This window comes from Bdellovibrio bacteriovorus HD100, from assembly GCF_000196175.1.
Taxonomy (GTDB): Bacteria; Bdellovibrionota; Bdellovibrionia; order Bdellovibrionales; family Bdellovibrionaceae; genus Bdellovibrio; species Bdellovibrio bacteriovorus.
This window is the reverse complement of the sequence record NC_005363.1, coordinates 3,447,400-3,469,245: the sequence shown is the minus strand read 5'-3', so window position 1 is coordinate 3,469,245 and position 21,846 is coordinate 3,447,400. Positions and strand designations below refer to the sequence as shown.

Annotated in this window: 21 protein-coding genes; 6 read left to right on the top strand and 15 right to left on the bottom strand. The window is 50.9% G+C overall.

The window, feature by feature from the left end; genetic code table 11:
- Positions 1–3: 3 nt before the first annotated feature.
- The gene (locus BD_RS16330) at positions 4–1,488 is read left to right on the top strand and encodes a hypothetical protein (protein WP_144313803.1); all 1,485 of its coding nucleotides are present in this window, start codon (positions 4–6) and stop codon (positions 1,486–1,488) included.
- Here the strand turns inward: BD_RS16330 and BD_RS16325 are convergent.
- The 8 genes from BD_RS16325 to BD_RS16290 form a co-directional block, all read right to left on the bottom strand.
- Complete coding sequence (locus BD_RS16325) at positions 1,485–2,303, bottom strand: DUF2799 domain-containing protein (protein WP_011165893.1); 819 nt, start codon at positions 2,301–2,303, stop codon at positions 1,485–1,487. The genes BD_RS16330 and BD_RS16325 overlap by 4 nt on opposite strands.
- The gene (locus BD_RS16320) at positions 2,303–4,135 is read right to left on the bottom strand and encodes an ABC-F family ATP-binding cassette domain-containing protein (protein WP_041583640.1); all 1,833 of its coding nucleotides are present in this window, start codon (positions 4,133–4,135) and stop codon (positions 2,303–2,305) included. The genes BD_RS16325 and BD_RS16320 overlap by 1 nt, the downstream gene beginning before the upstream one ends.
- Positions 4,136–4,243: 108 nt before the next feature.
- A complete protein-coding gene (gene panD, locus BD_RS16315; protein WP_011165891.1) occupies positions 4,244–4,618 on the bottom strand; it encodes an aspartate 1-decarboxylase in 375 nt (124 codons plus the stop codon).
- 10 nt (positions 4,619–4,628) lie between these two features.
- The gene (locus tag BD_RS16310) at positions 4,629–5,399 is read right to left on the bottom strand and encodes a type III pantothenate kinase (protein WP_011165890.1); all 771 of its coding nucleotides are present in this window, start codon (positions 5,397–5,399) and stop codon (positions 4,629–4,631) included.
- Positions 5,396–6,643, bottom strand: coding sequence for a bifunctional phosphopantothenoylcysteine decarboxylase/phosphopantothenate--cysteine ligase CoaBC (coaBC, locus tag BD_RS16305; protein ID WP_011165889.1), 1,248 nt, complete (start codon positions 6,641–6,643; stop codon positions 5,396–5,398). The genes BD_RS16310 and coaBC overlap by 4 nt, the downstream gene beginning before the upstream one ends.
- A gap of 10 nt (positions 6,644–6,653) precedes the next feature.
- Complete coding sequence (gene panC, locus BD_RS16300) at positions 6,654–7,409, bottom strand: pantoate--beta-alanine ligase (protein ID WP_011165888.1); 756 nt, start codon at positions 7,407–7,409, stop codon at positions 6,654–6,656.
- The gene (gene panB / locus BD_RS16295; protein ID WP_011165887.1) at positions 7,406–8,197 is read right to left on the bottom strand and encodes a 3-methyl-2-oxobutanoate hydroxymethyltransferase; all 792 of its coding nucleotides are present in this window, start codon (positions 8,195–8,197) and stop codon (positions 7,406–7,408) included. Before panB ends, panC begins: the two co-directional genes overlap by 4 nt.
- Before the next feature lie 7 nt (positions 8,198–8,204).
- Positions 8,205–8,924, bottom strand: coding sequence for a DUF2520 domain-containing protein (locus tag BD_RS16290; RefSeq protein WP_041583638.1), 720 nt, complete (start codon positions 8,922–8,924; stop codon positions 8,205–8,207).
- 148 nt (positions 8,925–9,072) lie between these two features.
- On the opposite strand from BD_RS16290, the gene BD_RS16285 reads away from it, so the two are divergent.
- From BD_RS16285 to BD_RS16275, 3 genes are read left to right on the top strand one after another with little or no spacing between them, the layout of a single operon-like run.
- Entirely contained in the window at positions 9,073–9,807 is a 735-nt protein-coding gene (locus tag BD_RS16285; protein ID WP_011165886.1) for a hypothetical protein, read from the top strand.
- Between the two features lie 56 nt (positions 9,808–9,863).
- On the top strand, positions 9,864–10,424 hold the full coding sequence (locus BD_RS16280; RefSeq protein WP_011165885.1) for a hypothetical protein: 561 nt from the start codon (positions 9,864–9,866) through the stop codon (positions 10,422–10,424).
- A 12-nt stretch (positions 10,425–10,436) separates the two neighbouring features.
- Positions 10,437–11,147, top strand: coding sequence for an SDR family NAD(P)-dependent oxidoreductase (locus BD_RS16275; RefSeq protein ID WP_011165884.1), 711 nt, complete (start codon positions 10,437–10,439; stop codon positions 11,145–11,147).
- On the opposite strand, the gene BD_RS16270 is transcribed toward BD_RS16275, so the two are convergent.
- The 7 genes from BD_RS16270 to BD_RS16240 all read right to left on the bottom strand — a co-directional run bounded on the left by BD_RS16270 (position 11,148) and on the right by BD_RS16240 (position 19,072).
- Positions 11,148–11,918, bottom strand: coding sequence for a transporter substrate-binding domain-containing protein (locus BD_RS16270; RefSeq protein WP_011165883.1), 771 nt, complete (start codon positions 11,916–11,918; stop codon positions 11,148–11,150).
- An 82-nt stretch (positions 11,919–12,000) separates the two neighbouring features.
- Positions 12,001–13,086 (bottom strand): hypothetical protein, encoded by a 1,086-nt coding sequence (locus BD_RS16265; protein WP_011165882.1) that lies wholly within the window; start codon positions 13,084–13,086, stop codon positions 12,001–12,003.
- Positions 13,087–13,095: 9 nt separating this feature from the next.
- A complete protein-coding gene (locus BD_RS16260) occupies positions 13,096–14,034 on the bottom strand; it encodes a hypothetical protein (protein WP_011165881.1) in 939 nt (312 codons plus the stop codon).
- Positions 14,035–14,135: 101 nt separating this feature from the next.
- Positions 14,136–15,509 (bottom strand): HAD-IG family 5'-nucleotidase, encoded by a 1,374-nt coding sequence (locus BD_RS16255; RefSeq protein ID WP_011165879.1) that lies wholly within the window; start codon positions 15,507–15,509, stop codon positions 14,136–14,138.
- 11 nt (positions 15,510–15,520) lie between these two features.
- Positions 15,521–15,922: a rhodanese-like domain-containing protein gene (locus tag BD_RS16250; RefSeq protein WP_226988075.1), complete on the bottom strand. Its 402-nt coding sequence runs from the start codon at positions 15,920–15,922 to the stop codon at positions 15,521–15,523.
- Between the two features lie 84 nt (positions 15,923–16,006).
- Complete coding sequence (locus tag BD_RS16245; RefSeq protein ID WP_041583781.1) at positions 16,007–16,963, bottom strand: formylglycine-generating enzyme family protein; 957 nt, start codon at positions 16,961–16,963, stop codon at positions 16,007–16,009.
- Between the two features lie 120 nt (positions 16,964–17,083).
- Positions 17,084–19,072 carry a M13 family metallopeptidase gene (locus BD_RS16240; protein WP_011165876.1) on the bottom strand — a complete coding sequence of 663 codons (1,989 nt, stop codon included), beginning with the start codon at positions 19,070–19,072 and terminating at the stop codon, positions 17,084–17,086.
- Between the two features lie 18 nt (positions 19,073–19,090).
- Here BD_RS16240 and pif1 point away from each other — a divergent pair, with 18 nt between their 5' ends.
- Together pif1 and BD_RS16230 are read left to right on the top strand one after the other, a co-directional pair.
- Positions 19,091–20,410, top strand: a complete 1,320-nt coding sequence (gene pif1, locus BD_RS16235) for an ATP-dependent DNA helicase Pif1 (RefSeq protein WP_011165875.1) — start codon at positions 19,091–19,093, stop codon at positions 20,408–20,410.
- Positions 20,410–21,552 carry a hypothetical protein gene (locus BD_RS16230; protein WP_011165874.1) on the top strand — a complete coding sequence of 381 codons (1,143 nt, stop codon included), beginning with the start codon at positions 20,410–20,412 and terminating at the stop codon, positions 21,550–21,552. Before pif1 ends, BD_RS16230 begins: the two co-directional genes overlap by 1 nt.
- Positions 21,553–21,846 lie beyond the last annotated feature (294 nt).

Sequence of the window (21,846 nt, the reverse complement as noted above, 5' to 3'; positions counted from 1 at the left end):
CAGATGACAAGAAGGCCGCTCTGTATTGAATCCAAGGTTGTCGAAAGAATCGACAGGCTGGGGCCTCAATCCACGGACACCATCTATCGCTGTGCTGTGAACCGAGAAACGGCTTACAGCACCTATTTTGGTGAACAAAGCCGGGACCTCACTTATCGCATTCAAAAGACCGAACGCCTGTTGGAGAGCTTTGAACCATTCCGCAAGAAGGTGCAGCTGACGATCTTCCCGGATCGTCCGTACTTGTACCGTGTGCAAGGTCAGCACATCTTTATTGGACAGAAGCTGCTGGAGGCCCCGGGGCATCTGGAAAAAGCCCTGGCTAAAATCTGGTACCGCGAGCGAAATGATTCACTGTTTGTGCAGCAGGATCTGATGGAAGAGGTTTTCACCGACTTCCTGGTGTATTTGGATCTGGGTGATCTGGATATTGGTGATCCTGACACGCGTCTTAAGACAGCTCTGCGCAAAGTGAAATGGCCTTTTGTGCTGAAGTCCGTGGCGGCATACTGTGATTCCCCGTGGAAGCAGTCTGAGCACTTCGCTCTTTGTCAGGACAAGGCCGAGGCGGCTCATGAACTGAATCAGCAGGTGGTGGAGATGAGTCTTCGTCCGCTGCTGGTCACCAGCTGGGTGAATGCTTACCGCCAGTTGACGATGAAAGAGCGCTTTGAGTTCACCCAGAATCTGCCACAGCTGTTGCGCGCAGAGCATTCCGAGCCGCTGCCGATTGTGGGCAGTGCCGAGGCACTGATGTCCAACACCGCTCTGATGAAAGCGGCGGAAGCCATCAAGAACGTGAACTTGTTTGTCTCTAAAACCAACGCGATCAAGGATTCAGAAACTCATCGTCTGTTCCTTTCGAATTTTACCAATGAGCTTCGTATGAACGGCTTCCATGATGCCTTTGCGGAAGCTTCGTTTGATGTTCTTTATGTTTCGCAGGGGCCCCTGACGGAAAAATCCAAGGTGCTGCAGCAGTTTATGAAAATTGCCAAAGCCCAGCCGAAGCTTCAAATGGCCGTGCGTGATGGCGTCAACCTGTGGATGCTCCCATCCCGTTATCCGGTGCCGGTGAAGTCCTTTGGTCAGATCAAATCAGTTCGTACGGTGGTGGAAAAATGCGGTGGTTACAACTTCAGCTATGTCATGGACTATGCGGAAGAGACTGAAAAACTGCTGGTGGTTGATCATTGTGACGCCAAAAAAGAAATTCAGTATTCCCGTTATCTGTCTGAGGGGGCTGAAGGTTTTGGCGCTCAGAACAAAGGGACCGCGTTTGTGCAGTTCCATCTGCCGTCCTTGCTGATGAAAAAGGCCGAGCTTGAACAGGTTTCAAATGTCTTTGAATTCATTCAGAAACGCGATGTGGAAAGCCCGTCCTTCAAGAGTCTGGGCTGGCGCGAGGTTCACTGGAGTGAACAGGCCAATGCTTATCAGCCAAAGGCCTTCGTGGATGCCATTGAGTGGTTCCGGATGCCGAATTAAGGGTTGTCCAGGCTTGGCAACTCTTCTTTGAAAGTCGAAATGTCCTTCTGCAGTTTTTCTCGGGTGTTTTCCAGGCTATTCAAATCACTTTGCAGCGAAAACACCTCGGATTTTTTGCTGTTGATATTCCCATCAAGCACCGAAATCTGAGAGTTGAAGTGCGTCACCAGATGGCCTTGCTGATTTAGCATTGCAGAGGACTTGCTGGATTCCAGACCGCTTTTTTCCGCCTCCATGGCACTTAAACTGCTGCGAGCAAAACTTAAATTGTTGCGCTTGTGCAGAATATCCATCTCAAGACTGCGGATTTCTGAAGACTTGCTGTCGATCAGGCTTTGAACGTATTTTTTGCGACCTTTGCGGTATTCGCTCAGGAATGCCGGTTCAAGCTCTTTCGGGCAGACATTCTGATACTTTTTTCCGGAAGTGCCGGCCGTAAATCCGTTGGATTTGGCGCAGTAATCGAGGGTGCCTTTGCGATGTTCGCCGATTAGAACATTGATCTGGGGTCCTTCGCAGATGTCGCGAGAAAAGAAATCACCGCTTTTTCCGATGATGTAAGCGTTGGTGTTGGTGCAGTACTTTTCAACACCACTTTTGAAGCCTTTGTCCAGTTGGGATTCCTGAATGTCGGCTTCGACTTTGCGACATTCATTCAGCACCGGATCTGCATTCAGCCATTGACCGCGCATCGCCACTTTTTGTCCGTGTTCAAACCAGTTGATGGATTCGCAGTCTTTCTTCTTGAAGTAACTTGCACAACCCGCCAATTGAAATGCCAATACAGTCAGTACCATCACGCGCAACATCGTCATTACCCCACAAGCTGTTTCAGCTCGTCCTCAAATTTCTGCTGGTCTTCCATCGCTTGCAGCATGGAGGATTCCAGGTCTTCAATGGCCCCGCTCAGTTCATGCAGTTCTTTGGCAAGGCCAGCGGCTTTGTCTCCGGCCGCGGTCATCAGATTTTCATTTAAAGCGTCTCTCTTTTTAGTGAGATCGGCAATCTTCTTGTCACAGTCTTCAATCAGTTTCTGGGCCTTTTTGATCTGGGTCTCTAGCTTCTTTCGTTCTTCCTTGTAGTTGAACTTCGGAGCCTCAGTGGCTTTTTCGGAACTGACTTTTTGCGTTGCCGCGCCCTCGTTCAGGTCCCGTTCTGCCAGGAAGCCTTTTTGCAGACTCCAGACGTATTCATCATAGGTGCCGGGATACAAGGTCAGCTTCCCGTGGTTCACCTCCAAGATTTTGTTGGCCACGCGGCCGATAAAGCCGCGATCGTGGCTGACCGTGATGATGGTGCCTTCGTATTTTTCCAAAGCGGTGGTCAAGGCCTCGACCGTGTCAAAATCAAGGTGATTCGTCGGTTCATCCAGCAACAGCAACGGTGATTTCTGCAGCAGAATCTGTCCCAAAGCCACGCGGGACTTTTCGCCACCGGAAAGGACTTTGACCTTCTTGTGAACATTTTCGCCTGAGAAAAGCAAACTTCCGGCGATGTTCAGCACATCCTGCTGGGTCACCTCTTTGTGGGCGGCAGAAGCCATGGCCTCCAAAACAGTGTGCTCGGGGTTCAGAGACTCCGGAGTATGCTGGGCAAAGTAAGACAGACTGACCTGATGGCCCCATTTGATGGATCCACGCACCAGCGGGATCTGCTCGCCCAGGGATTTTAACAAAGTGGACTTGCCGGCGCCGTTCAGTCCGACGATGCCCAGATGGTTGCCGCGCTCCAGGCGCAGGGTCACATCTTTCAGAATCACCTTGTCGCCATAACCACATTCGACATTTTCCACTTCCAGGATCATCTTCCCGGTCGGGGAGGCTGGTGGAATATAAATATGTGAATGGGTGGGTGCGGCTTTGACTTCGATGACCTCCATTTTTTCCAAAGCCTTCAAGCGGCTTTGCGCCTGGCGGGCTTTGGTGGCTTTGGCCCCGAAACGGGTCACAAAGTCCATGATGGATTTCTTTTTGGCTTGTTGGCTTAGAACCTGCTTTTGCAGGATTTCAGCCAGCATTTGTTTTTGTTCGAAATAGTCATCAAGACTTCCGGGGAACTTTACGATGTCACCGGATTCGACTTCCAGAATATGATCCGTCACCCGACGCAGAAATTCGCGGTCGTGCGAAATCAGCAGGAACGCGCCCTTGTATTCCTGCAGGAAGCTTTCCAGAACCAAAAGTGTTTCCAGATCCAGAAAGTTCGTCGGCTCATCCAGTAATAGCAGGTTGGGCTCTTGTCCGATCAGGTACAAAAGTTTCACGCGCATGCGGTAGCCACCGCTGAGCTGTTTCAGATGAGACTGGAAGTGGCCTTCCGTCAGACCCAGCTTCAGGCCGAACTGTTTCAGTTCCCACAGGGGCTTGATGCAGTTTTTTTCCAGATACTCTTCGACCTTTTGATCGACGTCCCAGTCCGATTCCTGTTCCAGATAGCCCAGACGCAGCTGCTGGGATTTGGTCACGATCCCTTCATCAAGATGTTCCTGATCGACCAGAATTTTAAACAGAGTGGATTTGCCGGCGCCGTTGGGACCGATGACGCCGACGTGTTCACCTTCGTTGATCGCGAAAGTGGCATCGTCAAAGAGAACTTTGGCGCCAAAGGCCTTGTGGCCGGATTGCAGTTGCAGAAGAGTGATAGCCATACGGCCTAAACTGAAGGAATTTCGTCGCGGGGTCAAGAGCGGGAAGGCCCTTTGGCGGGCTTCCCGTTCTTTTTGGAACCTAGGCGGGTTGCCCGCCGTTTTTTAAGGCTACTTGTTGTTCTTGCGGTCTTCTTTGCGCTTTTCAGTGACTTTGTTTTTTGCGTTTACAAAAACCACTGTCGGCTCATGTTTCTTGGCTTCATCCATGCTCAGACCACAGTAAGAACAGATGATCACCAGATCGCCTTTTTGCACGTGACGGGCAGCAGCCCCATTCAGGCAGATTTCACCTTTTTTACCCTTGATCACGTACGTGGAAAAGCGGGCGCCGTTGTTGCAGTTGTAAATATCCACACGTTCATTCATCAGCAAACCAGAGGCTTTGATCAGATCCGGACAGATGCTGACGGAGCCCTCATAGTTCAGATCGGCTCCGGTAACGGTGGCGCGGTGAATTTTGGTTCTAAGCAATGAGATATTCATAAATAAATCCTTAAGCGTTGTGTTGCAGAGCGATCAGCATGCCTTTAAGAACAAGGTCCGGCACGATTTCGTCGAATACTTTCTCTTTTTCAAACAAATACGAAAAACCACCGGTGCCGATCACCATCGGACGTTCCCCTTGGAAGCATTCTTTGGTGATTCGCTCCGTCAGTTCTTTGATGGTGCCCAGATGGCCATAGTACAGACCGGACTGGATGCTTTCGATTGTCGCACGCCCCAGGGCCTCGTGCATCGCCACGATTTCCACGGACGGAAGCTTGGCCGTTTTGCTTTCCAGGGCCTCCATGCAAAGACGCAAACCCGCCACGATGGATCCCCCCAGATAGTCCTTGTCCTTGGAAACCGCACAGAATGTGGTGGCCGTGCCCAAGTCCACCAGGATCAGATTTTTACCCGGGTGCAGGTGAGTCGCCGCAATCGAGTTGGCAATACGATCGGCGCCGACTTCCAGTGGGTTTCTGTACTTGATCTTCAGGCCGGTTTTAACCCCGGCCTGCAGGATGAACGGATTGATATTGAAGTACTTCATGCAGGCGCCGCGCAGGGAATAGATCACCTCCGGAACGACACTGCAGATGGCGATTTGTTTTACCTTCGCCGGATCAAATCCATTTTCGCGGATGGCCGTGCGCAGGAAAATGCCGGTTTCATCGGAAGAAGCCCCGCTTTTGGAGTTCTTACGGAAAGAAAGAACCATCTTGTCCTTGTCAAAAAGCCCGGCATAAATCTGGGTGTTACCCACATCAAGACACAAAATCATAAAGAATCCTTTGGCAGAACCACACGAATCAGTTCACTGGTCAGTTGATCCAGATTTTCACAGGCAACAAAGCCTTCGTGATTGAACAGCGTGAACTTGTGGGTGCGGTTGACGATATCAATTTCGCTTAAATCATTGTGAACGACGAAGTCGGCGTGGGAGTTGGCAAAAAGCTTTTCCACGGCGCGGGTTCGTTGTTCTGGAGTGGCGTGACTGGTCAGTTTAAACGCAATCACCTTCAGGTCCTTGTTTTTGGAATAGTCCTTCAGGCGGTCCACAATCTTGTGGTTGCGCTTCAGGTGAATGCTCATCTTGTCTGCGTCAGAGCTGACTTTTTTCACCTCAAACGGACGGAAGCTTTGGCCATCGACTTCGATGTGGTCGACAGAATAGTCACTTACGGCCGCCGCATGGATCACGTGGGTGAAATCCTCGGTGGAAAGGTAGTGTTTCATCTTTTCATCCAAAGTTGCAAAACTGACAAACTGATCGCGGCGGGTGACGTGTTCCGTCTTGGGCGAAGCGTGGGCTTGCAGCAAAGTCACATCAAAACCCATCTGAGTCATGTATTCAGCCAGGGCAATGCCGGTGCGGCCCGAACTGAGATTGCTGATCACACGAACCGTGTCGATGGGCTCTTGCGTGCCCCCGGCGGTGATCAGGATTTTCACTTTGGAAAGAGCAGAAGACTTCGGAGCGACCGAAGCTACTGCGGTGTCCTGTGCTGGTTTATGAAGTGCTTCCAAAGTCATTTTCAGAATCAGATCCGGTTCCAGCAGTTTGCCCCAGCCTTCTTCACCACAGGCTAGAATGCCGGAAGCGGTGTCCAGGATCTGCACGCCCATTTCTTTAAGAGCGGTCAGGGATTTTTGAGTCACCGGGTGCAGGTACATGCTGGTGTTCATGGCTGGCGCCACCAGGAATGGTTTTTTAAAGTCATGTGCCAGGAACAGAGTCTGCAACAAATCATCACCCACACCTTGCGCGGCTTTGTTGATGAAATTTGCGGTGGCTGGTGCCACCAAAATCACATCCGCCCAACGCATCAGGTGGATATGATCCATGACGTTCCCCATGGCATACATATCGCTGATGACGGGTTTGCCCGTCAGGCCTTCCAGGGTGGCGTTGCCGACAAACTTCAAGGCCGACGGGGATGCCACAACCTGAACGTCACAGTTATTCTGCACCAGACGCGAAACCACATGACAGGCTTTGTAACAGGCAATAGAGCCTGTCATCATGAAGAGAACTTTAGATTTGGACATTGTCGATCAACCTCACTTCACCGAGTTTGGCGGCGACGAAGCGGCGGTTTCCCACATCCGTCACATAATCCACGATAAATCCTTGAGCTGACAAAGAAGCCGCAGCTTCCGCAGCGGTTTTGCTATTCGTAATGGCTTTAAAGATGGCCGGAGCTTTCTTTCGCTCTTCCGGAGTTAGGCGCAGATTGCGCGAACTTTTTGCCAGGCCGTCTTCTTCACGCACGGTCGGGACCGGAACGATTTCCAGGTCCATAAAGAAGCTTTCCACCATGCCTTGAATCAGGGTCAATTGCTGGAAGTCCTTTTCTCCGAAATACGCCTTGGTCGGGCGAACCACATTGAAAAGTTTCATCACCACCGACAGCACTCCATCAAAGTGACCCGGGCGGTGGGCGCCATCCAGCAGGGTGGAATATTCGTTTTCAGAAACTTTATAGCGGTAATTGTCCGGGTACATGTCAGGATAGCGCGGAAAAAAGATCGCATCGACGTTGTTTCTTTCGGCCATCGCCAGATCCTGATCCCAGGTCTGTGGATATTTTTCCAAATCTTTTGGGTCATTGAACTGGGTCGGGTTCACGAAAATGGAAAGCACCACAAGGTCGTTGTTCTTGCGGGCTTGTTTGATCAGTTCCTCGTGACCCGTGTGCAAAGCCCCCATGGTGGGAACAAAACCCACCGTGCCGGATTGCTTGCGGCGCCAGGCTTGAAATTCAGAAGGAGAGCGCAGGACTTGGGTCATGAATAGCTCTCTTTCTCGGACGGGAAGATTTCGGTGCTGACTTCCTGATGATACTGGTTCAAGGCACCTTTAATGGTGTTAAAGCCATCAAGGTATGTTTTCACGAACTTCGGTTTGAAGCCTTGGTTCATGCCGAGCATATCTTGCAGTACCAGCACCTGTCCGTCGCAATCCACGCCCGCACCGATTCCGATAGTTGGAATCTCCAGGGCTGCGGTGATTTCTTTGGCCAGTTTCGAAGGGACACATTCAAGAACCACGGAAAAAGCCCCGGCGTCCTGCAGTTGCAGAGCGGCTTCCAGAATTTTCTTTTGGGCTTTTTCATCACGGCCCTGAACCTTGAATCCACCCAGTTGATTGACTGATTGCGGAGTCAGGCCCAGATGTCCCATCACCGGCACACCTGAATCCACCAGATGGCGGACCAGTTTCAAATTTCCGGCAGCGCCTTCCAGCTTCACGGCGTGAGCACCGGCCTTCATCACTTTTTCAACAGCCGTCATATTGGCGGTCAGGCCTTTGCGGTAACTCATGAATGGCAGATCCGCGATCACAAACTTATCACCCGCCCCGCGCACAACGGCGGCTGTGTGATGAGCCATGACACTGGCGGAAACATCCAGCGTGGTGGAATGACCCAGCATCACCATCGCCAAAGAGTCTCCGACCAGAATGCAGTCGATATCACTGTCGGCCACAATGCGGGCGAAGGAATAGTCATAGCAAGTGATCATCGAGATCTTTTGCTTTTTGCTTTTCTTGTCGTGGAAATCGAGGATGGTTTTCACAGGGCCCTCACTTTCGCGGATACTCAGGCCAAAGGGTTTCTAGAAAGGCTTTGTAAACGGCCTGATAAGGATCGTCTTTCAGAGCCTGCAGATTCTTTTCGACTGTGGCAGCATCTTTGCGCGCCAACGGGCCGGTGAAGGCATCTCCAGGGTTCGCCAAAGTGTTCTGTATCACTCTTTCAATATAAGGCTTGGCGGCACTTTGCGGTATTTTCATCTCGGCAAAGCCTTCAAGCATCTTGGCAAGCAACAAAGTGGTGAAGTTTCCACCCAGCACACATAAGGCGTGATAGCGGGCTTTTTCAAAGGCGAAGATGTTGGAATAAGGATTGGAAAGTCCCGGCAGGGCTTCATCCAGGGAATCACATCCAGTCAGAGCAAAATGAATCTGCTGGTAGGTCGAAAGATCGTAAAGGTCCGGACCAAAGGTCATCAGCGGGTGTGCCGCGATCATTCCTTTGAAATACAAAGCACCCGAGAAGTGCACGAGCGTTTTATCTTCGTGCTTTGCCAGATGCTCTTGATAGAAAGACTCCAAAGAGCTGTCGCTGATCGCCAGCAGAATGTGCGAGCACGCAGAAACTTTGCCCGCCAAAGCAGAGATGTCCTCGCTGCGGTCCCAGGTTTGATATTTTAAATTGAGTAAGTGGAAATAGTGGGCAACATGTCGTGCGACACGGCCAGAGCCAATAATAAGATATGTAGGTACAGTCTTTGTCGCATTCATATGTGGGTACCTGTCCTTTGCGGGATCAAGTCCTCTGTAATGTTCGCAACCTAACACAATTCTAGCAGATTTCAACGATTCTTGCCAATATGCGTAAATGCGGCCGTGGGCGCTGGACTTAGCTCTTAAACTAAGTAAAGTTCCGCTCATGAAATACTTGTATTGGGTCAGCGCCGTCGCTGTGATTGCATTGGGTGTGTTTTTCTCCATGAATTTTCAGATTCAGGAGCGTTCGATTCCCAAGATCAAATTTTCTCAGGTTGAAGTTCCCGAAACATTGGGAAAAGGCATCTACGAACGACTGCGCATGGAAGTCAAAAATGCGCCGATCGTGTTTCTGGGTGTGACTCCGGGCCAAATCGAGGATTTGGAGCTGTGGAGAGGCTTTATGGAAGCCAATCAAGAACAAGGCTCAAAGTACGACGTCATTGTCGTGGACCCGCAACTGCCTTACGTGGAGCTTTTCAATTCCACCATGCGCCTGGATGTCCAAAAAGAAATGTCCCGTTTTGTTGAAGGTGTGAATAATGCTCGCGCGCAGGGTCTGCGTGTGGTGGTGATTGTCCCTTACATTTATTCTTCGCAACTTGTGAAAAAAGGCCCTGCCAATCGCTTGAAGGAAGAGTACAAAATGGACGTGACAAGTTTTTCGGTCATGAAGTTCCCAGTGACCCGCGAGCAGGAAGAAGCCTTCCAGCCGGTGTGTGATCTGGATGAAACCCGCGATCTGGCAGGCACCGGACATCTGGGCTGTATGGTGCGCGAAGTGGCTAGAAAAACCTATCGCAAGAAATTTGAAGAAAACAAATACTCAGGCATGATGGAACAAACCGGCGCCAAAGACTACATCGTGCTACTAAACCGCAACGCCAGCCCTCGCTAAAAAGGTTCCTGGTTCTTTTTAGGGTCTATAGAGCGTTATAAAAGAGGAGAAGATAGATGAAAACGATGATACTTGTTTTGTCTCTGTTGGCAGGTTTCACGGCGGAAGCCCGCAGCGTTCTTGAGCAACCTTGGCAAAGTGCTGATGGTCGCAATATCATCCGTTTTATTGAGTTCAACGGCAAACTGACGCTGAACACCCGCAGCTATTATTCCAACGGCGCCCCTTCAGATTACTTCTTCGAATTCTGGATGCCCGAAGGCCGTGATGTGCGCCCGGGAGAAACGCTTCAGGGGCGTCTGCGCAGTTTGGATGGTTATTATGGCTGTGTGTTTGATGAACACGCGCAAGCTCAGCTGACGATGGATGGCACTTTGAAAGTTCACTATCCTCTTTTGACCTTCCACCGCGAAACACGCTCTGTGCGTGATGGAAACGGCGGCCGTCACTATCGCCGTGTGATCGACTGGAATGGCTGGGGCTGGGTTGAGACTGTTTATTCCTACCCTGTAGAGCGCTGGAGAGTGATTTCTTCTGAATGTGTGATCAACCAGCGCAACTGGGTGACCAATGAATTGTTCCCGGCCGGCGAACGCCCGGTTCCTCGTCCCAACTAAAAGGATTTCTTCGTGAAAAAAATCGCTGTTGTCACTGGTGCAAATCGGGGTTTGGGGCTTGCTTTGAGCGAGGCCCTGGCGCAACGGGGCTTCAAGGTTCTGATGGCCATGAGAAATCCGGACAAAGCGCAAAAGACCCTGAACGGTCTGACCATGAAGGGCCTGGATGTCGTACCGATGAAGCTTGATCTGTCCCAGGAAAAAAGCATCACTGACTTTGTCGAGGTGGTCAAACGCGAATACGGTTTTGTCGATGTGCTGATCAATAACGCTGGCATCCTGATTGACAGTGAAGATGGTGGGAATTCCTCACTGTTCAAAACCAAAGCCTCTACGCTGCAGAAGACTTTTGTCACGAACACCCTGGGGCCGTTCCTGTTGACCCAGAAGATCTTTCCATTGATGAAGCAAGAGGGCTACGGACGCATCGTGAATGTTTCCAGCGGCATGGCCCAGCTTTCTGAAAAACAGACGGCATCGGCGTCTTATCGGATCTCCAAAACGGGTCTGAATATGGTCACGAATCTTTTCGCCTCGGAAGTGGACGGTGAAGACATCTGCGTGAATTCGGTTTCACCGGGCTGGGTGCGCACCGATATGGGTGGTCCCCACGCGGATCGTTCGGTCGAGCAGGGAATCAAAGGTCTTCTTTGGGCGGCGACCTTGCCCAAGGGCGGTCCCAATGGCGGCTTCTTCCAGGATGGCGAAGCCATAAACTGGTAATCAGTTCTTATAGAATTTCAGGTCTTCAGCGCGCACGTAATCCTTGGCAGAACGAGCCAGTGATCCGTCGGCTTTCATTTTTTTGATGATATCTTTGATCTTCATCCGATCCTGTTCGGACACACGCGCCTTTGAGACATAAATTCCCAGTTCCTGGGTGTGAGACGCATCGGCGATGATGGCAAAGTTTCCGTCCAGTCCCTGGCGCGACAAATAATGATGCGTGAACAAAGGTGTTGAGAAGCTGGCCTGCGCGCGCCCTTTTAACAGGCTTGCAAAAACGTCTGCGGGGCCGGGCACTTCAAACAGGCGTTTTTGTTTAAACAGAATTTCGCGTTCCTGCCCGGACATGAAGAAGCCGGCGCCAATCAATGTGGCAAAGACGGCCTTGGAATTTTTCACATAGTCTTCAACCGAGTACTTCGAATTGAACATCTTTTTCTCAACAATCAGCATGCGGGGCACACGATAGGCGGGGATGAATTCAGCCGCTTTGTCCATTTCCGGATCCTGTAAGGCCAGACCCATGATGTCGATGCGGTTGTTGATCAGCTTTTCTTTGTTCGCGGCATAGGATCCCGGGACTTCGGTTTCCCGGCATTCCAAGTGGCTGATGATGTCTTTGATCACGACGTAAGAGTGACCTTTTTTGGTTCCATTTTCGACGAAGTAAGAGGGGGCATTGTCCATGAAGCCCAGTACGAAACGTCTTTCGCAAGGATCTTTGGCGTGCGCAAACATCATCGAAAAAAGGATGTTCAGAAGAATCATGAACTCTATTGTTAATAAATGGGTCTGATCCGGCAAACTGAAACTGCGAAAAAGGCTAGTCTGGCCTTAGGCCGCCGCGGGTCTAGTATTCATATTCGCTCCCAAACACAATGCCGATGGCAGAGCTTTCAACCGTCGTGTCTTCTTTGCCATAGTAAAAGCCGAGTGCGGATCGCAGGGCCCGTGTTTTCCATGAATATCCGACGGATGTATTGAAGTTTTGGCCGAAATAGTCGACATCAGTACCAAAGCGGTGAGAAATCCCGCACAGAAGTTGATGTCCATCGGCGGCTCCATAGCGATAACCAAAACTTTGTGAGAACACGTAGCGATCCAGATTCCCCGATTCTTCGACGAAAGAAGAATCAGTCAGAAATTCGTGATGCCCCACTTTGAATCCATGACCAATCAGCAGCTTGCCCTCTTCGTTGGTGACACTGGCTCTGGCGTCATCACTTTCGCTGACGGTGAAGTCTCCGGGAGGGGAGCCGTGGGTGAATACTTTGGAAGAGCCTTTGTTCTGATTGTACAAGGACAGGCCCCGTGAGTTGAAATTCACGCCCAGTGTGTAGTGTTCAAATTGGAAATGCGTCGAAAGCCCCAGGGCGACATTAAGATTCTTGTAGTCGGACTTGGTTTTGGAAACGACATAGATGTCTTGCGCGGGGAAAGAGCTTTCGCCGACCCCAAAGGTTTTTACTTCCGAATAGCGCGCCAAAAACTGTATGGCCAGGGGAATGGCTTTAAAGGCCATCGAGTAGCCTGACACCATCCGGTTGATGTTGGCCTCGGCATCAAAGGAACTCTCATTCTTGTTGGACTGCCATGAAAACAAACCCTGCAAAGTGTTGGCGACAAAGAACTCATGGATCAGGTCTTCGCCGACCACCAGGTTGCTCAGATAAGAAGGTGCTAGCCCCAGAGACGATGAAAATGTCTGGCCTTCATTCTTTGAATTGATCGCACCAATCGAGTTTCCATTCAGGCTGAAGGCATTGTCCTGTCTTTGCCGAAGCAGACTGGGATTATAATAGGATGCCGCCTTGGAATGAGTGGTTGCGACGCCCGTGTTGGCCATCATGCCTTCGTAAAGTCCGATGGGCAGTATTTGCGCCAGCGCTGTTGAAGAAATCAGAAGTAGTGTAAGACAGCAAAAAATGGACTTCATCGGATCTCTCTATTGTTTGTTCAGGCGGACCTGCCCGGTCATGATGTATTCACCACGTTTTTTCTGTTCATAGACGTTGCCCACCCAAACTTGAGTGTTTCCATTCAACGGATAGATTTGAATATAGGCTTTGTCAGCGCGGATATTGACGATCAGGGCGGCGCTGCCAGAAACGGTCATATAATCCTGCAAAGGCCCGCTGGATGTCTGGGATCGGCTGATGACTTCGCCACTGTCCTTTTTAGAAAGGATCACCAGGGCGTAGGCATCTTCCTTGTTGGGCTGTCTAAGGCGGACATCCCAGGTGATGAGCCAGTCTGATTTGTGTGTTTTGCGATCGAAGAAGTTGATCTCTCCGTTGTAGACACCCTGGATGCCACTTGAATTTTTTGTAGAAAGCGTTGAACTCGAAGTGAGTGTTGAGAACAGATCTTTGATCTCCATTTTCTTCAGTTCTTCCAGTGCCAGGTTTTCGTCACGGACTTCAAGAAGTGCTTTTTCGTGGCTGATCCATTCATTTCCAGGCTTTGATGCTGTCAGCGCTTGTGGCGATGACGGATCGCCTTCGGTCGGAGCGGGGTGTGAAGTCATTGCAGGAGCAGTCGGGGCCGGAGTTTGCGCCTGCGCTGCGGGAATAGTGCATGAGCCTTCAAGCATTGCCGGGTTTGTGGATTTAAACGCCAGCTTTACTCCCAGCTCCGCCAAAAAGACGGTGACGATCTTTCCCAGAATCTCGTCGGCCTTTTTGTAGCGTTCTTCGAGAGTTTTAAGATTCTGGTATTCTTCAAAGTCTTTCTGAGTCAGCGAAATCAGTTCTGATTTGACCTGCTCGGCGATGACCGCCGAGGCAGTCGAAGTCGGAGCGGTGGAGCGCCCGAGAGAAAACGAAACAACTGCGACAGCAGCGACAGCCACGACAATCAGAATCTGCGAGGAATTTTTCTTCATTTGGAAATGGTACTTGGGGGATTCGGCAAAGAAAATAAAAAAGCCATCCCCGAAGGGATGGCTTTGACGCGGCAGGGACCTGAATTAGAACCAGGAACCTTTTAGAAGATTTCGTGGGCCAGCGGGCGGCGAGGCGCCCGGAAGTAAGTTCTTGGTGACAGATCCAGCAGGTCGCTCAGCTTCTGCATGTAAACGCAGGCATAGCGGTCCAGTTGGTAGGCAAAGTAACTTTCTTCGTTGCCGGCTCTCATCAATTGACCCCAGTTGGAATTGTACATGGCCTGCTGCTTTTTGATCAGCTGGCTGATTTGGGAGTCGATCTCAGAAATAGTCTTCTGCAAAGTTTCGATCTGAGGTTCATTGGCCGCCACAGACTTTTCAATCTTGCGGGTCATGATGTCGGTCAGTTCGTCTTCCAGGGGCTCTTTTTTCTTCATCAGGGTTTCGATTTCCTGATTGATCGGTTCGGCCTGCTTGTTGTTTTCAACTTCAACGTCAAGTTCCTCGATAACCATCGCGGTTCTCCAGTTGCAGTCTTTTTTCAAGCGCAGGATGTCGCCGTAGATATGGTCACCCACGTAAAGGATGTCATCCCCCGCCAGATCCAGATCGGCCGTGAATTTCTTCGCGTTACCGCCCTGATAGATCCCCGGAGTCAGTTTGCCTTCCATGTTGGTCATGGTGCCGTCAGCCGGATTCACGCGCAGGTACTTCTGATTCTCATAGAAGAACTTTGGTTTGGAAGCAAACGTGATCACGAACTCAAACAGATCTTCCCAGGACTTGTGCTCTTTCAGGAATGGCTGAATCGCATAGTCCAGAAGCAATTTCGTGTAGTGGAAATCCGAGTTCGTCAAAACGAAGATCTTCTTCCCGTGACGACGGAATTTTTCCAGCGTGTGCACCAGGGTTGGATCTTTGATGATGAAGTGATCCAGATTCTGTTTCACGACGTCTTTCAAAGAGCCATCGCGGTGCGCTTCATCCAAAGCATCCAACACGTCGTCAGCGATCTGCGCGTACTCCGGATACTTGTTGGCCGTGTCGGAATCCTTCAGTTCCACGATCTGAGCGATCAGATTCGCCAGAGAGATCGAGAAAGACGTGTCCACCGCCAGATAGTCGGAATTGGACAGGTCGATGTAAGTGGACTTGTAAAGCTTCTGGTGGCTTTTGAAGTCCAGAGGCTTCAGACCGTGATAGCTGGCGCGGATGGCTGTGTAGCGGTTCAGCTTCAGCAGATTTCCCATCTTGCGGTCAATAACCAGACCACGGATGGCGAAGTTATAGTCGAACACCAGCTTGCGCAAAGTTTCGGGATAACCGCGTTTCACCAGTTTGTCGATCATGGTGGTGTGGGACAGACGTTCAAAGTTTTCGCTGTTATAGCGAACCAATGTGTGGTCCATGTCCACGCCGATGTAGCGGATTTTTTTCAGATTCAATGTTCTGTTAACAAATACTTTTCCAGGCATATTTTCTTTTCTTACTTGGTGACAGGGAGCTGCAGATCATTCCAAAGAAGCATGCCCCCTTGCATGTTGTATACTTCTTCAAAGCCGTTCATCTTGGCAAAGGCTGTGGCCTTGGCAGAGCGACCGCCACTGCGGCAGATAAAGACCACAGTTTTGTCTTTGGGCAGGGTGCCCAGTTGCTCAGGGAGAGTGTCCAGAACCATCAGGGAGGAGCCTTCAACGTGACCCAGTTCGCCGACGTATTCTTCAGGCTGGCGCACGTCGATCATCACCACATTGGCCTTGTTCTGCAGAAGCTCAGCAGGGCCAATATCGTAGATTCCCTCAAAATGAGGATTTTCAGTTTTTGAAGTAAAGTTGACGAATTTCATTGTGACGTCTTCCTCCGGCATCAGAGCCAAGACTCTAACCATAGCATCTGCCGGAAAAGACAGCAAGAACCAGTCAGGCTCGGCGCGTAGCAGATTTAGGTCCTAAGTTGTTTTAGGACCTGTAAATCAATTGGAAGCAGATGGCAGGATGGGAGTGGCCGCAGAGACACAGCGGAAACCCAGATGATTGGCGGTATAAGACGCACTGTTGTCCAGATCGATCGAGAAAATCCCCGTCTGAGTGCCATTGTAAAGACTGCCGCCGCGGGCAACCGCTCCACCCGGACCGTTGATCCACGCAAAGCCCATCCCGCAAAAGTCGTTCAAGTTCGGGTCGGCGCACAGCACGCTGGCCGCCGGAGCAAACAGTGTGGTGAAGGAATCAGCCAAGGTGATCAGCTCGGAAATATAAACATTCGAAGCGGCCGCGCCCCCCGCATAGTCATCCTTGGTCCATTCCCAGGCGTTCCCGGCAAAATCCCACAGAACCTTTCCCGTGGAGAGCTGATGAGTGCGGCGGTTCTCATGCCACAGCGTCGGACTGCACACAGCATCCAAAGAGGCCAGGCTGTCAGGGTTTGAGTCCTGGTCCAGATCCAAGCCATAACAAGGATGATCATCGCCACCTGCAGCCAGCAAGTATCCGAAATCATCGTTGAAGTGGCCGCGATTCAAAGCCCCCGAAGTCACCGCGCCTGAATTCCAATTGGTCGAAACTGACCCCAGATTCCGTGCCACTTGATTCCACTGGGCATTGGAAATCAGATCAAAATCCGCACCCAGCGCCTGACAGGCCGCCGCCGCATCGTCGCGGTCAATCGCGCCCCACGGAGCCCCGCCGGCCTGCGAAGTCGCGACAGATCCCACATCTTTCATTTCGTATTTTGCGACACAGAAACCCGGTGGGGGAGATCCCGCCGGTGAAGGTACATAGACATAGTTCTCTGGGCAGGAATAAAGAGTTTCCTCAATAATGGCCTCTTCGTCCGTGCTGCCGTCTTCTTTTTTCAGATCCAGGGTGCACGCAGAAAGCAGCAGGGAAATCAGGCATAAAACAGGGATCGCGAACTTACTTCCAGTCATGGTGGACTCTTCGGACTCCATCAAAGAATCGTAAAGAGCTGTCCGGCGGGAAGTTGTGATATTCCACGAGATCCCAAAAGGATCGTTTCAGAGTGAAACGATCCAGAAAGGAAGCTTGATCTACCAGATTTGAACCCGGTCTTTTTCCTGAAGAGTCATCGGATCTCCGGCTTTGCACTGGAAGGTTTCTGCGAAAGCGGGCTGTTGTTTCACCTGTTCGTTGATGCGGGCCGGACCGGAAGAGTGCGGGTCGGTTTTGCGCAGCAGTTTGGCGTTGTCCGGGCGGATCACCTCACACCACAGGCGTCCATAGGCCACGAAGAAATCTTTTTTGTCTTTCTCGCTGCCCTTGCCTTCGGGGAAGGCGGCATTGTAGGCAAAAGTCAGTCCGACGAGGTCCGCCACGTTTTCACCCAAGGTCAGTTTTCCGTCATGATCAGCTTTGTTGAACTGCTCAATCATTTTCTGGCCACGCAGGTTGAATTCCATGATGTCCCTGGTGGTCATCCAGGTGCGCAGTCGTCCTTGGGAATCATATTTGGAACCACTGTCATCAATGCTGTGACCCAACTCGTGACCGACGACAGCGCCGACAGCACCCAGATTTTCAATCACAGAGCCATCCTTGTCATAGAACGGGAACTGCAGGATCCCGATCGGCAGCACGAACTTGTTTTCGTTCGAACTGTAGTAAGCATTCACGGTCAGTGGGCTCATGCCCCAGGCATCCATGTTGGCGGGTTCGCGCATTTCCTGCATGGATTTTTCCCAGCGGGCTTCGCGGTAAGTGCGCAGATTCTGAATGGCCTGTTTGATGGAATACTTTTTCACCGGCAGGAAGTCCCATTCACGGTCGTTGTGGGGTTTCACCAATTGCAGGCGTGCCGTGCGGATTTTGGCCAGAGCTTCTTTTTTGCCATCTTTGGAAAGCCAGGTGTTCTTTTCCAAGCCTTGCAGGATGCTCGTGCGAATGCGGGACGCCACTTCGTTGACTTTGCTTTCGTCAAAATTCGGGAACACTTTTTCAATCAGAACCGCATCGATTTCTTTCGAGAACAAACGGGTGGCTTCCGAAGTGCAGCGCTCCTGACGAACCGGGCGCTGGGCCGGGCCGCCGAAGAACTTCTTTTCAAAGGCGAATTGCGAAGCAAAGAATTTCGGATAACCGTCATCCATCACGCCGCTCAGGGCGCCGTACAAATAGGCATCTTTCCAGATTTGCAGATCACGCTTTGGCAGTTCGGCATTCAGGAAGTCCAACGATTCTGGAATCGGCGTGTTCACGGCCAGTTTTTCCGGCGCGTATTTGAACAAAACATCCAGCTTCAGGTTCGGATACTTCTTAACCAGATCCTTCTGGGAAGCAACGCGCTTTTCGCTCCAGCGTTGATGGCGAACTGCTGTCACCGGGAAGACTTTGATAAAATCCTGCTCCAGCGCGATTTGGGCCTGGGCTTTTTTTACGGCGTCGGCTTTTTTGATCTTAGGATCCACCGACTGGAAGAACAGCACCAGTTGTTTTTCATAATCCGCCATCAGGTCTTTTTGTTCATAGTACTTGTGATCCGGAAGCTCCATCAGGCTTGAGTACAACATGGCGTCGATCTCTTTGGGATTATCCAGATTGTTCGTCGGCCACAGGCGAATCAGACCTCCCAATCCGCGCGGCATCTGGGCGTGGGCGTAAAGAATGAACTCTTCCAGGGATTTGATCTGATCCAGCTCGGCTTTTAGCTTTTTGACTTCCGCCTTTTCATCACGGGCCTTGGCGGTGGAATCCATGCACGCCAGATAGTAATCGCGAACCTGGGCGGTGCGCTCATCCAGATTTTTCTGGTGCGGAAGCTCTTTCATGAATTTCATCTGGGTTTCAAGCAGGCGTTCACGGGAATCACTGAAAGCAAACAGGTGGCGGCTGCGGTCCTCGCGCAGTTTGAAGGCGCCTTCCGCTTTGGAGCACACATACTGATGGAAGTTCTGGCATGGGCTGATCTCAGAATTCAGGGGGAATTCACGTTTGGCCGGAATTTCAGAACTGGATTTTGGGGCGGGTTTTGTGGCCTGCGCCATCAGAGGAGTCACCAGCAGGGGTAAGAGAAGCTTCAGCATCAACAACAGTCCTTTGTTATGAATTCAGAGTCCAAATGCTATCGTTTTTATATTTGCTTCGCAAGACTGGGAAGTGGCATGATCGCAGGACTTATGCCTGTGCACGAAATCGAACTTTCTCCCGAACAAGCCTCCGCTTTGGATCTTTTAAGATCCGGAGAGAATGTTTTTTTGACAGGTGGGGCAGGCAGCGGAAAAAGTTTTCTGATTCGCCAGTTCATGCGTGAGTTGGATCCGAAAGAAATGCCGATTCTGGCCAGCACAGGGGCTGCCGCCGTTTTATTGGGCGGCCGGACTTTCCACAGCTTCTTTGGTCTGGGAATTATGGAAGGTGGCGCGGACGCCACCTATGAACGGGCCAGCAAAGACAAGCGTCTGATGTCCCGTCTGCGCAAAGTCGAAGGGGTGATCATTGATGAAATTTCGATGATTCCCGGCCAGGCCCTGATGATCGCCGAAGCTTTGTCACAACGAGCACGGGAATCCAAACTTCCCTGGGGTGGCATGCGTGTGATCGCGGTGGGGGATTTTGCCCAGCTGCCTCCGGTGACTCACACAGGTCAGCGCGACTGGTGTTTTCTGAATGGCGTCTGGGAAGTCAGCGGTTTTCAGACCGTGATGCTTTCACACAACCAGCGGGTTTCGGACAATCTGTTTTTGGATGTGCTAAGCGACGTTCGCCATGGCAAGGTCACCGAGCGTGTTCGGGAATTTCTGAATGAACACGTTCAGGATCACGATGAAGACGATCCCGGCACACGTCTGTTCCCGCGCAAGATCAACGCCGAAAAGTTCAACGAACGAAAACTTGCTGAAATTGATGAAACCGAAGTCGTGATTGAATCCATTTACAGCGGATCGGAACGGCATATTGAAACGCTGAAAAAGGCCTCGCCGATCGCGGAAAAGCTGATTTTAAAAATCGGCTGTCAGGTGATGTTCCTGCAAAATGATCCTCAGCGCCGCTGGGTGAATGGCACCCGAGGAACTGTTGTGGATATCACGGCAGACCAGATCACCGTGCGCAAGGACCGCGGCCGCGAGGTTCAGGTCAGCAAATCCTCTTTTGCCATTCAGGATGCCGAAGGCAACATCATGGCACAGGTGGAACAGTTCCCGCTGACACTGGCTTACGCCACCACCATTCACAAAAGCCAGGGCGCCACCCTGGATGACCTGTGGTGTGATCTCAGTCAGCTGTGGGAACCGGGACAGGCATATGTGGCTCTCAGCCGTCTGAGAAGCGCCAAGGGATTGCATCTGATTGGGTGGAACCCGCGATCCATCATCGTCGATCCAAAAGTTTTGCATTTTTATAAGCAGTTTGAAGGTCTTTAATGTTTTTGAAAGTAGTGCTTTTCACCGGGCTTCTATCTGTAGCGTCCTCTGCTTTTGCAATTTATTTTCCGTTACCAGCGGGGCATCGTGAATCCTTTATGGGTAATGCCGGTGGTGCGATGGAGTCTTCGCCGGGAAATGCTTTGTACAATCCTGCGGGCTTGGGGTTTCGCTCCACGAATAAGTTGTCACTTTCGGTCAGTGGGACCGCGCTCACCAGTCACCAAATGAAAAATAACAGCAGCGATTTGAGTCCCAGTGATTATTCTGTGCGCCCCTTGCTGGCTTCTGGAATTTATCCCACAGAGTGGGGGACGGGGGCTGTTTTTGTGGCAAGCCCGATGATGCTAAGCCTGGGTGGCCTGATGAATACGCAGGGTGGTTCCTACAATACGTCCTCACTGACCAGCTTGGACAGTCAGCTTCTGAAGGTCGGGGCGGCATTTGGTGCGGCTGTCAATGACAGCCTTTCCTGGGGGATTTCTGCAGGCTTGCAGTTGGGTGATTCCAGAACTCACAGTTATAACAAGATCAGCACGGGGGGAAATCTTTATGCCACCATGTTTACTGAAACAGAAAACAAGAACAAAGGCCTTTTTGTTCTGCCGGGAATCCAGATAAAGCCTGTGGCAAACTGGACGGTGGGTTTCTCTGCGCAGTTCATGCCTGTGATGCTGGAATCAAAAGCGGTTGAATATACCGCTGTTCACTATGTGGCGACGCCAAACACGGTGAATGAAGAGGCGGTTTCTTATGAACCTGTGAAGCAGTCCCCCTACTATCTGCGTTTGGCCAATGGCTTTAATCTGCTTGCAGGGAATGACCTGTTTGTTGATGTGACCTATACCTCCGAATCCTCGTTGAGGGACGCAGATGGTGTTGTCGAAAATGAAGAGTCGTTCGTTGTCTATTCTGTTGGCTGGAGAAACAAAAGTTTTGAAAGCTGGCAGCCCATGGCGGGCTACAGTCATACTTCAATCAATAACAGTACAAATCATCTGACCAGTGCCGGAGTTGCGATTGTGCGTGGTCGAAGTGAGCTGATTCTGGGTGGCTATTACATGGCGTCGGTGCCGAAGGGTGATGATGCATTTGAGTATTCGAGCTACGGATTTATGTTCTCAAGCAATGTGGCTTATTAAAAAATCCACATCAGATCGCGAAGCATTCCAATCGCAATGATGATTCCCAGTGTTTGCAGTACCAACACAATGTAGAACCAGGTGGGTTGTTTTTTCGTTGGTGCTTTCGACATCAGCCCTCTTGGTAATCTTCATCGGGTTTAGTGCGGAATGTATAAACTGGATGTGGTTGAAATTTCACCACTGTAATACCTTTGTGAACATCGCCTGTATGTCTGATCCAGCCCCTAGGTTGGGCCCATAAAAACGCCCTAAGTGTCTGATATACCTTAATTTATTCATGCTTGAATAATG